Consider the following 12678-nt stretch of genomic DNA (forward strand, 5'->3'; position numbering starts at 1 on the left):
ACGGTTGAATCCTCTGTATGTCGGCAGGACATTCTGGCCTTGAGGTTCAGGGAAAAACGTTCCTGTTCTCGTTTATCGGTAACCATGTGTTTTCCTTTATTCAACCGGTGAAAATGAACTTTATCCATTTGTACGGTAACTTGGAAATGTTGTCAATTTGAATTTGGGGTACGATGCATCGTTTTTTATTTGATCCGGCACAGGGAAATGAAGATGAGTTTTTTCTCTCTTTGGCGGAATCCCGCCATATAGTCAGAGTACTGCGACTAAAGCCATTCTCAGTGGTGGAATTGTTTGATGGTCATGGTTCGGTGTACAGTGGTGAAATTATAGAGCTCGGGAGGCGAGTCAGGGTGCGGCGCGGTTCCCTGTTGCCGGTCGACAGCTCCCGGGAAAAATCGATATGGGTGGCCCAGGGGATTCTCAAGGGCAGGAAAATGGATAGTGTAGTCCAGAGATGCACGGAACTTGGCGCTTTTCGAATTCTTCCCGTTGTCAGTGGACGCACCCAGGGAAGAGCCGACATAAAACAGGATGAAAAGCGGTACCGGCGATGGCAGCGAATTATTATTGCCGCCTGTAAACAATGCAGACGTGCTGCCGTGCCACACCTGGAAAGGACTCTGTCATTTCAGGAAATGCTGGAGATGGTGGAGGCTGAAGGAGGGAGAGATCGACTGAAGCTTCTTTTCTGGGAGGAGGAAAAAGAGGTGGGTCTGCGGGATATACAGGGTCTGAAAGAGGCGGCGTCTGCCGTTATTTTTCTCGGGCCGGAGGGAGGTATCAGTTGGGAGGAGGTTTTTTCAGCTCGGGAGCGGGGCTGGCGGACAGTTGGTCTGGGCTCCCGGATTTTGCGAGCGGAAACCGCTGCACTTGCTTCCCTTTCCATTGTCCAGCACTACCTGGGAAATATGTAGAAAATGACGGGAAAAAATACATTTCGCGAGGCGATTCTTGCTCCATCAAAACCTGTTTCCCTGGAGCTGGTCCGGAAACAGGAGGAGGATTTCCGGATTATTGATGTTCGGTCTCCCGGGGAGTTCAGGAAGGGGACAATTCCCGGAGCGGTCAATCTTCCACTCTTTGACAATGATGAACGGAGTATTATCGGAACCCTGTACCGCCACGCTGGTCATGGCGAGGCGGTTGCCAGGGGCTTTGAGTTGGTGGAAGAAAATCTTGCGTCCCTGGTTCGTTCGTTTCGTCCCTATAAAAAGGAGAAAATTGTTATTTTCTGTGCCCGGGGCGGGATGCGTTCACGATCCGTGGTTAATCTTCTGGAACAGAATGGGTATTCAGTATTTCAACTGGAAGGAGGGTATAAAAAATATCGCCACGATGTTCTGTCACGTCTGGAGAATTTTGCGCCAAAACTGATCGTTCTCCATGGACTGACCGGTTGCGGCAAGACCAGGATTTTACAGAAACTGGACAATGGCATCGATCTGGAAGACCTTGCCCGGCACCGTTCCTCTCTCTTTGGTGCCATCGACCGACAGCCGCGGAACCAGCGGGCTTTTGAAAGTCACCTGGTACGGGTTATTGATACCCTGGGGGAAGAACCGTATTTCATTGAAGGGGAAAGCCGGAAGATTGGGAAGGTTTTTATCCCCAGACCTCTTGCCATGGCCATGAAGAATGGAATTTTTGTCCTGGTGAAATGTTCTCTTGAAACAAGAGTCAGAAGGATTATTGCGGATTATCCGGTGGAAGATGAGAAAACCCTGCAACAGATTGAATTAATACTCAATTCCCTGCGGCAGAAGATGGGAAACCGGGCTGTTGACACGATGTGTTCAAACCTGAGGCAGGGGCGTCTTGAAGAGTTGGTCCGGCAACTGCTGGTTGATTATTATGATAAACGTTACGGCAACTGCATGAGTGATTACCACTATGTTCTTGAACTGTCTTCGGAGAATATTTCGCAGGCGGCGGACCGCCTGCGTGAGTTCCGTTCAGAGATGTAGTTGCAGTGGTTGGTTATGACTGAAGCGTACCCCTGAAGATCAGTTGGCAGAGTTGTGCTTTGCCTTGCGGACCGGGTAGCGGATCACGGTGACATAACGTTCCGGTTTGCAGAAAGGAGTTCCCGGGCTTCGCAAATAAACCTCTTCGTGGGGACCGGAGATTTCATATCCCCGGTCAGCGATATATTTTTTCAGTCTGTTGACCGTGGGGGCTTCGTTTTCATAGGGACCGAGATGGAGTATTTCCGCAGTTTCTCCGTAGTGCCACCGACTGATCCGGGCTTTCAGTGTTTCATGCTTGAGTTCCGGCAGGTCGGTGATGCTTGAGGGCAGGGGAATCGCGGCCTCACCCTTCCAGGTTGTGGAGGCAAAGGTACGCTGGAGTTCTTCCGGAGCCATATCAAATTCCATGGCATTTTCATAGCGCGCCGCGGTGGGTTTTATTTTCCAGGGATTTTTAACCACCCCTTTGAGTTTAAAATAATTCTTCATAAGAAAGCCGAAAACAGTTTTTAATTCGTCTGTTGTTGTCTCAAAGGGTACAATCAGTACCGTGGTGTCGGCAAGGGTTGTTATTCTGGGATTGCGAAGATGTTGATAGCCGGACAGGTCTGGAAGTTTGAGCAGCAGAAAGAAAAGGATTCCGCCACAGGCCATGACTACGGCAAGTATGATCAGGACAAATTTCACCATATCTGTTCTCCTTTGGTTGAATTTGAAACAATCTTACCCTGCAGTCGTGACAGCAGTATGTCATGTTTGATACATTTTTATTATTTTTTCCGCTTTTTTCCGGAGTCGATCTCTCATTTCCTGTGGTTCAATGAGTTCAGCCTTGTCTCCAAGGCCCAGCAGCCAGGAAAGAATCCAGTCAGTTTCCGGTAGTTCAAAGGTTGCCACTATATCACCGTTGTCCTGGTATTGAAGAAAAGATTCTTCGAAATAATCCTCAACAGTATGCTGTATACTGGCCGAGAATCTGACTGTCAGCTTTATCATCCGGGTATTTCCGGTGTGCTGGCTGTTATTATGCCGGTACTGTCCTGGTCTTCGTCTGAATTTTTCTCCGCGCAAGGTCAATTCTGTCATTCTGGTCAGACGAAACAGTCTGAAATCGTTGCGTAACCTGCAATAGGCAAAAAGATACCAGGCAGTACTTTTGAAAACCAGGGTCATGGGCTCGACCAAACGGCGGGACCTGATACCTTCTGAATCTCGATAGGAAAAATGAATAAGCACATTGCCGCCGATGGCCTGCTGGAGGGTTTCAATTTTTTCCTCCTGATGGCGAATTCCCCATGGCATGACATCAATGAGAAGAGTGCTGCTCTTTTTTTTAACCTCACCCTGTTGCTGTGCGGGAATAAGTGCATGCAGTTTTTCAATCGCACTGTCAATCCGACGGTCCTGGAAGGTGGAATTGACTCCTTTCAGTATTGAAAGCATGGATACCATATCATCCAGGGTTAAAACCTGGCGGTCCAGTCTGTAGCCGTCAATTATCCCGACGCCTCCTTTATTGCCCTGGTGTGTGACCACGGGGATGCCCGCCCTGTTGATTGCATCGATATCCCGGTAAATTGTCCGGGTAGAAACACCGAAGTATTCGGCAAGCTCACTGGCCTGGACCCGGTTTCTGTTGAGCAGCATGATAACAATGGACAGCAGGCGGTCTATTTTCATGGCGGATCAATCCTTATGGGGTTGTTTCAGTCCTTTCGGGAGATGTTGGAGATAGTCATTGCATCTTGAGATCCACTGGATAGGATGGGATAGATGATCACAATTTGTCAGATTGAAGTCAAATAATACTCAGATAATATAATGAAAACAGCATGTTTTTTCAGTATTCTCATCCTGGCGGCCAACCTGTTGATGATCAACCTGTACGGGACCGATGTACCGTTCTGGGACCAGTGGGATTCCGAGGCGGAACTTTATATTAAGTGGGAGGAGAATTCCCTTTCCCTGCAGGATCTGATTAAACCCCATGTTCAACATCGTTTTGCTGTTTCCCGTATTCTGAGGATTGCTCTCTACGAAATGCTCGGTGGCTGGTCTCCACGGGCAAATATGATTTTCCAGAGTTTTTTTGTTCCCATGATTTTCCTCCTCTTTTTCACTTTTGTTCGGGAAAAACTAAAGACAAAATGGAAAACAACCGTTTTTTATGCCATCTCTGCTGCGGTGTTTATTTTTCCCATGTACTGGGAGGTGATCCTGCTTGGTTTCCAGAGTCATTTTTACCTGTCGCTTTTTTTCGGCCTGCTGCTGATCCGGCTTTCAGCCCGTTCACCGGATATAACAACATTTTTCTTATTTTCCCTGACTGGCCTGGTGAACAGTTTTACTTCGGCATCGAACCCTGCTCCTCTGCTTGCCTGTCTGTTTATACAACTGATTGCCCTGGCAGGTTTGAAGAAAAGGCGGCGACCGGTCTCTTTTCTTATGATAGGGGCTACAGTGGCGCTGCTTGTTTTCAATGTAAATTTACTGGTGTTTCCGGAAAGTCAGCAGCAATATGGTGCCCGTGGTTTTCTGGATCTTGTATGGCTGTCCCTTCAGGCGTTCAGCTGGCCGGTTGAATACCTGGGCATTACATGCCTGTGGATTATTCCGTTTTCAATCGTTATCTACAGGTACAGGCCCTGGACTTTTGCGGGAGTGAAGAATCTTGCTGACTGCGTGATTCATGATAGAACGAGTCTTGCCTTGTCCGGTTTTCTCTTCTGGCTGATTCTTTCCATCGGCTCCATCGCCTGGGCCAGGGGGCATTACGCTCTTTTTGTTTCCAGGTATATGAATATTTATGGATTTACTCTCTATTCCCCGTTTCTACTCTATCTTCTGTTTTTTGATGGAAGAAAGGAACTTCAGTTTGGGAGATGGATATCACGAATTCTGCTTGTTCTCTATTTTTCACTTGTGGTGGGATGGGCCAGGGAGGGGGGCCAGGAATTTCAGCGTTGTATTCAGTATAAGACTGACATGGATCGTATCAGGGAAAACCTGATAACGGCCCTGGAACTTGATGACTCTGAATATCTTTTCCGGCAGCAGAAGATCAAATATACCTATGGTGCTCACCCTGACCCTGGAAAGGTTTTTATGCTGATGAAACATCCGGCCCTGCGCGGAAAGCATCTGTGGTTGCCTGAAGAATTCTGGATGGATGGTGTCAGGTAACTATCTAGTGCCTGTCCATAGTTGGTCTTTTGCCCGATATCTGCGTTGGCCGAAAAATTTTATCCTTGGAATATCAATTATATGCCTGCGGAAAAATTTCCCGTGCCCCTTGATCTCGAACAAAAATTATTATTTTGCCAGGTATCCATGGTATTGCTTATTCAGATTTTTCGAATCGCTGTTCAATAATCAGAGCCGTACGGATCAGCCAGGTCACCACGGTAATTCCGAGGCAGAGGATACCCAGGGTTACTCCCAGCTCCACCCATGTGGGCAGATAATCAACAACTTCTCCCAGGGGAGAGGGGATGAGACCGGGGACAATCAGGCCGATTCCTTTTTCCATCCACACGGCCACAAAGAGAAATCCACAGGCGGGCAGGAGAACCTTCGGGTTGTCCTTGCCGGGATTGAAGGCAATCACCAAGGTGGCCAGGAGATTGATGATGACCGAGGTCCAGATCCATGGAACCAGGGAATTATGGCCGTTCATACCAAAGAAGAGGTATACGGCGGAGCTTGAGTGGTGGGTTGGAAAATAAAATTCCTTGAAGATCTCTGAAAAGAGCATGATCAGGTTGACGATTGCAGAAATGGTGATGATCAGGCGCAGTTTACGGAAAATTTTTCGGTCAATTTTATAGGTCGTGGTGCTGTGGATGACTGCAAGAATCAGGGTAATGAGGGCAGGGCCGGCTGCAAAGGCGGAGGCGAGAAAGCGGGGCCCCATGAGAGGATTATTCCAGAATGGTCGCGCCGGCAGTCCCTGGTAGAGAAAGGCCGTGACCATGTGAATGGAAAAAGCCCAGAAGATTGAGAGAAAGACAAAGGGGCGGTATTTTCGTTCGTCTGCCTTGCGGCCCATATAGTGACTGTAGAGAATATAAGCTGGGACAAGACCGTTTAAAAGAAGGTATCCATTGAGCACCAGGACGTCCCAGGCCAGAATAGATGAGGGAAAATTAAAAAGGCCGATACCGGGAATCAGATGCCAGGCCTGAAGAGGTCCACCCATGTCCACGACTATAAAGGACAGGCACATGACCAGGGCCCCGACGGCAACGCCTTCACCGATGATGACTACCCGGTGAAAATCGGGATCATGAAACATATAAGCGGGCAGAATCAGCATGACCGCCGCTGCCGCAACACCGACCAGAAAGGTGAAGTTTGAAATATAGAGCCCCCAGCTGACAATATCGTTCATCCCCGTAACCGACAGACCGAATCTTGCCTGAAACGAGTAGGCATAGATACCGAATCCAATGCCGCAGAGCAGAAAAATACGGAAAACCTGAAAGGCGATTCCACCCCTGAGATTCCAGCGAACGGCATCAGTGAAAAAGGTCTTGAGGTTCTTTCGGGGGACTGCGTTCATATTGATCCTCTTATAATATAACTAGACGAATAGTATTGTTAAATGAGATACCCGGCCCTGTGTCAGTCAATGAAGTACCAGAACTTCGGTTCTGTGCCGATATTCTCTTTCATCCTGAAGACCTTTTTATGTTCCAGGACAAAACGGATTTCGCTCTCCGGATCAAGAAGGTTTCCAAATACTCTTGATCCGGTGGGACAGGCTTCCACGCAGGCAGGCAGGCGACCTTTGCGGGTTCTCTGGATACAGAAGGTGCATTTTTCCATTTTCCCTTTTGGTCTTTTACGGTTGCCAAGGTAGTGCTGTCCGGTGGTGAGTTCCTCCTTAGGTACTTCTCCCTGTCCCCAGTTAAAACGCCTGCCGAAGTAGGGACAGGCAGCCTGACAGTAGCGGCAGCCGATGCACCAGTTGTAATCCACAACAACAATACCGTCCGGCTCCCTCCAGGTTGCCTTGGTAGGGCAGGCCTTGATGCAGGGCGCGTTTTCACAGTGGAAACACTGGACACCCATGTAGAATTTATTTTCCACCGGGACCTTGTGATAGTACTGCCCGTCTCCCGTACTGGGATCGAGCCTGCCCGGTTCCATTTCAAAGATTCTGATATACTGGGTATTGGTTTTTCTATCCAGATTGTTCTCTTTCACACAGGCGGTAACGCATTCCATAAATCCTTCACAGCGGGAGATATTAAAGGCATAACCGTAAAGAACGTTTTCTATCGGCGGGTCTGTACCGATCTGAACATCCAGATTGTCCTGTAGTTTTGCCAGTCGTTCCAGTCGCTTTACCGTTTCTTTTTTTTCCTCTTCGGTCATCAGCCGGTAGTGTTTTTTGAAATATTCCTGCCAGCGAAGTTTCATTTCCTCCGAAGTTCCTGTGTCTCCGGTTGCCATACAGCCGGTTGCCAGGGCGGCACTGCCTGCAGCCATGGCAATTGAGGCGCCTTTCAGAAAGGAACGCCTGCTGCTCGGCTTTTCGAGTACATCTTGAATTGCTGTCTGTATTTCTTCTTTTTTGGGTGAACTCATGGATTTTTCCTGTCAGTTCAACGGTACCGAATAGGTGGCCGGAAATCGTTTTGAAAATCGTGGCGAATGGGGATTATGGCAGCCTGCACAGTTATAGACTACCCGTTCTCCTGCCCAGTTCGAGACCCGTTTACCATGAGCCCCGCCGAGCCAGTCACGTTTCTGGCGGAAATGGCACTGACCACACAGTTTATAGCTGTGATCAAAATCGATTTTCCTGCCTTTTTTGTCTTCAAGAAAATTACGGTCTTCCTCGCTGTGGCAGTCAATACAGCTCAGTTCATTTCCTGCACGGCCATGGTTAATGATCACGTTCCCGTGGGTCAGTTCAAAACCCTGTTTGACGAGAACCGGTTTTTCTCCATGGCAGTTACTGCATTTGTATCTTTTAATTGCCTGCTTGCGGGCGAGAACCCGGAAAGAACCTCCCTGGTATTCTTCCAGGGCAAGGACTGTCTGCCGGGTAACAGGTCGAACCTTTTTCACGGATCGGGTGTCAAATGGTTTGACTGTTTTTTTTATACCAGCCAGAAACGATTTTTCGTTTGCCAGCGCAGAGTGGCCGGAAAACTGCAGGATCAACAGCAGAAGAACAAGAAACGGCATGGTGAACGGAATAATATGTTTCTTCATAGAGACCTGTTTTCCCATTAAGGTTTGCGTGCAAATTCCTGCAGAGGTGCTGTCTGCGGTGCCGGGACATGGCACTGTCGGCAGTTCCCCCGGGCCGAGTGGTCAACCCGGATTTCAACCACTGCTCCCGGCCCCGTGTGGCAGGCGATACAGTTTTCCCGCAGCTGCAGAGCATGGGGAATGGGTGGTGGCGAACTGGAAAGAAACGACCTGCCAAGACGTGGCGGGCTAATGGATTTCCATTCGGTTTCCACAAATTTCCCGGTAGTATTCACCTGGGCGTGGCACTGGTAGCAGAGACTGTTTTCCGGGTGGGGGGTAACCGGTACGAATTTACCGAACTCCTGGCTGTAACCACCTTCGCCATGGCAGGAGAGACAATCTGTTTCATTGCCGCTGAAGGTCAGATCCACCGGATGGGGGATGGGCGGCGGTGAACCGGGATACTGGCGTCTGTCGTAGTAGGTCGCCAGATTTCTGTCTCCCGAATCCGCAGACATGTATGGTTGCGGGGTCTGGTCGTGGGCGTCATAGATTTTCTTACCCTGGTGGTCAAAATTATTAAGATCCACACCCCGTGCGACTGTCGCGGAAAGCACCTGGGAATTTGAAAAAACCAGTACTCCAAAAAAAGAGAGCACGGTTAAAAGCCTGTTGCTTCGTTTTGAGAGTATCATCATGCTTTCTCCAGTCTCACCGCGCATTTTTTATAATCGGGTTGTTTGGAAATCGGGCAGAAGGCATCCAGGGTTACTTCGTTGATCAGGTAACTTTCGTCAAAGAACGGTACAAAGACCATGCCCCGGGGAGGAACGCCCCTGCCCCGGATCGAGGCGGGCATGGTAACTTCACCCCGTTTTGAGATGATTTTCACCATTTCACCATTGACGACACCCAGTTCGGCTGCATCTTCCGGATTGATTTCCACGTAGGAATGGGGAACGGCATTGTGGAGGACGGGAATCCTTCTGGTCATGGATCCCGTGTGCCAGTGTTCGATGACCCGGCCGGTATTGAGCCAGAAATTGTATTCGCCGTCCGGGGATTCAGCCGCAGGTTCATAGGGCCTTGCCCATATCCAGGCCCTGTGATTTTTCTTGCCATAAAAATCGAAATCTTTGCCGTTGGAACAGGCCGGATCATATTTTGCGTTAAAACGCCAGCGGGTCTCCTTGCCGTTGACGAAAGGCCACTGGACACCGGATCGTTTTTTCAGAACAGTATATGGGGCCATCTCATGTTTTGGGCCGGCATGGAATTTTCTGTATTCTTCCCATATTTTGCCGATATATTCATCCTGGCTCCATGGGAACTGTTTTTCAAAACCGAGTCTTCTGGCCACTTCGATAATCTGCCAGGTGTCAGACATGGCCTCCCCGGGAGGTTTGACAATTTCTGCGAAATGCTGGGTTCTGCGTTCCGAGTTGCCGAACATGCCTTCCTGTTCTATCCACATGGCAGCGGGCAGGATCACATCCGCCACATCAGTTGTGGGTGTCGGGTAAACATCGGAGACAACAACAAACCGGTCGTCTTTCCTGGCGCCGTCACGGTAACGGCGCAGATTGGGCATGGTGACCATCGGGTTTGTCACCTGGATCCAGATGAATTTAATATCGCCGCGATCAAGGGCACGGAACATCTCAACCGTGTGGTAGGTCGGTTTGGGGTCTATATTTTCAATGGGAACATCCCATATTTCGGCTGCCATTTTACGGTGATGCTCGTTCATTACAACTCCGTGGGGCAGCTTATGGGTCAGGGTTCCCACTTCTCGGACGGTGCCGCAGGCGCTTGGCTGGCCTGTAAGGGAGAAGGGGCTGTTTCCAGGGGTGGATATTTTCCCCACCAGCAGGTGGATGTTATAGACAAGGTTATTGATCCAGGTTCCCCTGGTATGCTGGTTCATACCCATGCACCAGAAAGAGGTGACTTTGAGATCAGGATCCCCGTAAAGCGCTGCCATGTATTTGATGTTTTTGGCAGACACTCCAGAGATTTTTTCTACCTTTTCCGGGCTGTAATCCTCCAGGAAACGTTTATACTCTTCGAAATTAATTGATTCGGCCTTATCGCTTGAAAGCGAAATGATCCTCGGTTCCGTAACCGATATTGGTTTTACCTTTGTAAAAGGATACGTGTTCATTGACAAAATCCCAGTTCACCCAGTCGTTTTTTATGATTTCATAGCAGATGGCATTGGCAACAGCCAGATCGGTCTGGGGACGAAAGAGAATCGATTTATCGGCCGCCTGACTGGTTCGTGTCGAGCGGGTGGCGAAATCAATGATGGTGACGTTATTTCTCCGTTTCCGGTTGGCCAGCATTCGGGAAAAAAGCACCGGATGCATTTCGGCCATATTGTTGCCCCAGGTGATGAATACATTGGCATGGTCCATGTCTTCATAACAACCCATTGGTTCGTCAATGCCGAACGAAGTCATGAAACCGGTCACGGCACTGGCCATACAGAGCCTGGCATTGGCCTCCACGTTGTTGGTGCCGAGACAGCCCTTGAACAGTTTTGAAGCGACATAGCCGTCGGGAATGGTCCACTGGCCGGAACCGTAAATGGCAACCGAGTCTTTACCGTGTTTCTCCCTGGTTGCCTTGATTTTATCTGCTATGATATCAAGTGCTTCTTTGATGGGAACTTCAACCATTTCTCCATTTTTCCTGACCTTGGCCGTGGTGATACGATCTTTGGCGTAAAGTGCCTGGACGGAGTGATATCCCTTCATGCAGCAGAGGCCCTTGTTGACACTGCAGTTGGGATCACCTTTTACAGCTACGGCTCTGCCGTCCGAGACACCGATCAGTACCCCGCAACCGGTACCGCAGAAGCGGCATGGGGCTTTCTGCCAGGAGATTATGCCGGAATTATTTTTCAACTTCTGCCAGCTGCCAAAACTGGCGCCGGGAAAAAGCGCTCCGGCTGTGGCAACCGCGCTGCTTGCGGCTGCGTACTTCAAAAACCTTCGTCTGTTGAGTTTCACCTTAATTTCTCCTTGATTTTTCGTCATCATAGCCAAAGGTCAGGCTCAGGGACTGCAGGGACTGCAGCTTTTTCAGTTTTTCCTGGAGCTCATCTTCGGTAGCTTCATCCGGTGTATCGGTAACCAGGACAACAACCTCGCGGTTGTCGGATGGAATAACTTCACAATGGGACAGGGAGGCGAGATCAGCGCAAAGCATCTCTTTTGCGCCATTTGCGGGTATGGCAAGATAGCTGAATATCGGCATTCTTACTCCTTCTGGTGGTTCAATAAGTGCTACAATGTAATACCCGTTCAGAATAGCACATGGGAGACCTGTTTCTTTGACTTAAGTCAAAAGATTTACCACAATGTAGCATATTGTGAGCCAAAGCAGAATATAAATTCTTACAGACAAGAGAGATGAACAGAAAAAATAAAATAAATCGACAGAATACAGAATGGGCTGTTTTGTATTTATGTTCACAAAAACAAATAGATATCTATTTGGCATACAGATAGTATCAATGTAATACAGCTATGGATGTTGATTGAATTAAATGTCTGCTTGATTTGACATTTCTTCATTTTGGGTGATATGATTTTATAATCATACGGAAGTGGTCAGATAAATTTGTCAGACCACATCTTGAAATTTCAATAGTGGAGGCTGTAATGTTCAGAAAATTACTTTTGTTTTTTATTCTTTTCGGTCTGATTTCAACGTTAAATTTTTCTGTTGCTTTTGCCGCAAGTGCAACGAGAGAAGAGTGTGTGGCCAAGGTTCAGGAAGCTGTTAAACTCGCAGAGGAAAAGGGAGAGGAAGCTGCTCTGGCCCAGGTTGGAGATCCAAATGGGCCGTTCGTCTGGAAAGATTCGTACGTTTTTGCTGCTTCGGCTGACCAGGCTGTTATCAAAGCCCATCCGTTTAAACCAAAACTTGTGGGGAAAGTCCTTCTTCATGTGAAAGATGTCAACGGTGTTCTTATTTTTTCAGAGATCTCCCGTGTTGCCAGCTCGAGTTCGGGAAAGGGATGGGTAGATTATATGTGGCCGAAACCGGGTGAAAAAAAACCGTCCCAGAAACATACATATGTTGAAAAAATTCCTGGTACGAACCTGGCTTTTGCGGCAGGGTATTATGAATGATGGTGTTATTGATTGTGTGCAAGGAAGGAGTAACCTTCCTTGCCTGATACAGAGGTAAAAGAAGTTATTGAACAAGCTATGGATAGTTAATGAAAAAAATAATACTGACAATTAAAAGTAAAATTGTGCTGCTGGCTGCGGTGGGGATCTTTGGTCTGCTGCTTATTTCGGCAATCAGTTATACCATTGATAAAGCAAAGGTTAATAACTATAAGGTAATGGACCTTAGCCGTGAGATTGTTCAGGTTATTCTGAATGAAGTCCTGATTATCAACACATCCAGTGCAACTGATCCGAAGATAAAAGAATTCCAGGAAGAGCACGATCAGGCCGGAAAGCTGATTGCGGAAATACGCGCA

The 12678-nt window shown here is 48.3% G+C and carries 12 protein-coding genes and 1 pseudogene; 5 read left to right on the forward strand and 8 right to left on the reverse strand.

Annotated elements, in window-relative coordinates; translation table 11 throughout:
- Window positions 1-173 precede the first annotated feature (173 nt).
- Together ACXLDX_RS12670 and mnmH are read left to right on the forward strand one after the other, a co-directional pair.
- Window positions 174-917 (forward strand): RsmE family RNA methyltransferase, encoded by a 744-nt coding sequence (locus ACXLDX_RS12670; protein WP_457577553.1) that lies wholly within the window; start codon window positions 174-176, stop codon window positions 915-917.
- 3 nt (window positions 918-920) lie between these two features.
- Window positions 921-1967 (forward strand): tRNA 2-selenouridine(34) synthase MnmH, encoded by a 1047-nt coding sequence (mnmH, locus tag ACXLDX_RS12675; RefSeq protein WP_457577554.1) that lies wholly within the window; start codon window positions 921-923, stop codon window positions 1965-1967.
- A 39-nt stretch (window positions 1968-2006) separates the two neighbouring features.
- On the opposite strand, the gene ACXLDX_RS12680 is transcribed toward mnmH, so the two are convergent.
- Window positions 2007-2660: a GyrI-like domain-containing protein gene (locus ACXLDX_RS12680; protein ID WP_457577555.1), complete on the reverse strand. Its 654-nt coding sequence runs from the start codon at window positions 2658-2660 to the stop codon at window positions 2007-2009.
- Between the two features lie 60 nt (window positions 2661-2720).
- Window positions 2721-3650 (reverse strand): helix-turn-helix transcriptional regulator, encoded by a 930-nt coding sequence (locus tag ACXLDX_RS12685; RefSeq protein ID WP_457577556.1) that lies wholly within the window; start codon window positions 3648-3650, stop codon window positions 2721-2723.
- Between the two features lie 141 nt (window positions 3651-3791).
- Between ACXLDX_RS12685 and ACXLDX_RS12690 the strand changes: the two genes are divergently transcribed.
- On the forward strand, window positions 3792-5153 hold the full coding sequence (locus tag ACXLDX_RS12690) for a hypothetical protein (RefSeq protein WP_457577557.1): 1362 nt from the start codon (window positions 3792-3794) through the stop codon (window positions 5151-5153).
- Window positions 5154-5310: 157 nt separating this feature from the next.
- On the opposite strand, the gene dsrP is transcribed toward ACXLDX_RS12690, so the two are convergent.
- From dsrP to ACXLDX_RS12720, 6 genes and pseudogenes are all read right to left on the reverse strand, one after another.
- On the reverse strand, window positions 5311-6531 hold the full coding sequence (gene dsrP, locus ACXLDX_RS12695) for a sulfate reduction electron transfer complex DsrMKJOP subunit DsrP (protein WP_457577558.1): 1221 nt from the start codon (window positions 6529-6531) through the stop codon (window positions 5311-5313).
- Window positions 6532-6593: 62 nt separating this feature from the next.
- Entirely contained in the window at window positions 6594-7562 is a 969-nt protein-coding gene (locus tag ACXLDX_RS12700) for a 4Fe-4S dicluster domain-containing protein (RefSeq protein WP_457577559.1), read from the reverse strand.
- A gap of 12 nt (window positions 7563-7574) precedes the next feature.
- Window positions 7575-8195, reverse strand: coding sequence for a hypothetical protein (locus ACXLDX_RS12705; protein WP_457577560.1), 621 nt, complete (start codon window positions 8193-8195; stop codon window positions 7575-7577).
- A gap of 17 nt (window positions 8196-8212) precedes the next feature.
- Entirely contained in the window at window positions 8213-8875 is a 663-nt protein-coding gene (locus ACXLDX_RS12710; RefSeq protein ID WP_457577561.1) for a hypothetical protein, read from the reverse strand.
- Window positions 8872-11191: pseudogene (locus ACXLDX_RS12715) on the reverse strand (molybdopterin-dependent oxidoreductase). Before ACXLDX_RS12715 ends, ACXLDX_RS12710 begins: the two are co-directional and overlap by 4 nt.
- Window position 11192: 1 nt before the next feature.
- Window positions 11193-11438, reverse strand: coding sequence for a hypothetical protein (locus tag ACXLDX_RS12720; RefSeq protein WP_457577562.1), 246 nt, complete (start codon window positions 11436-11438; stop codon window positions 11193-11195).
- Between the two features lie 407 nt (window positions 11439-11845).
- Between ACXLDX_RS12720 and ACXLDX_RS12725 the strand changes: the two genes are divergently transcribed.
- Complete coding sequence (locus tag ACXLDX_RS12725) at window positions 11846-12319, forward strand: cache domain-containing protein (protein WP_457577563.1); 474 nt, start codon at window positions 11846-11848, stop codon at window positions 12317-12319.
- Between the two features lie 89 nt (window positions 12320-12408).
- Window positions 12409-12678, forward strand: a 270-nt coding sequence (locus ACXLDX_RS12730; RefSeq protein WP_457577564.1) for a hypothetical protein, incomplete at its 3' end; no start/stop codon positions are given.

It is taken from the genome of Desulfomarina sp., assembly GCF_054039375.1.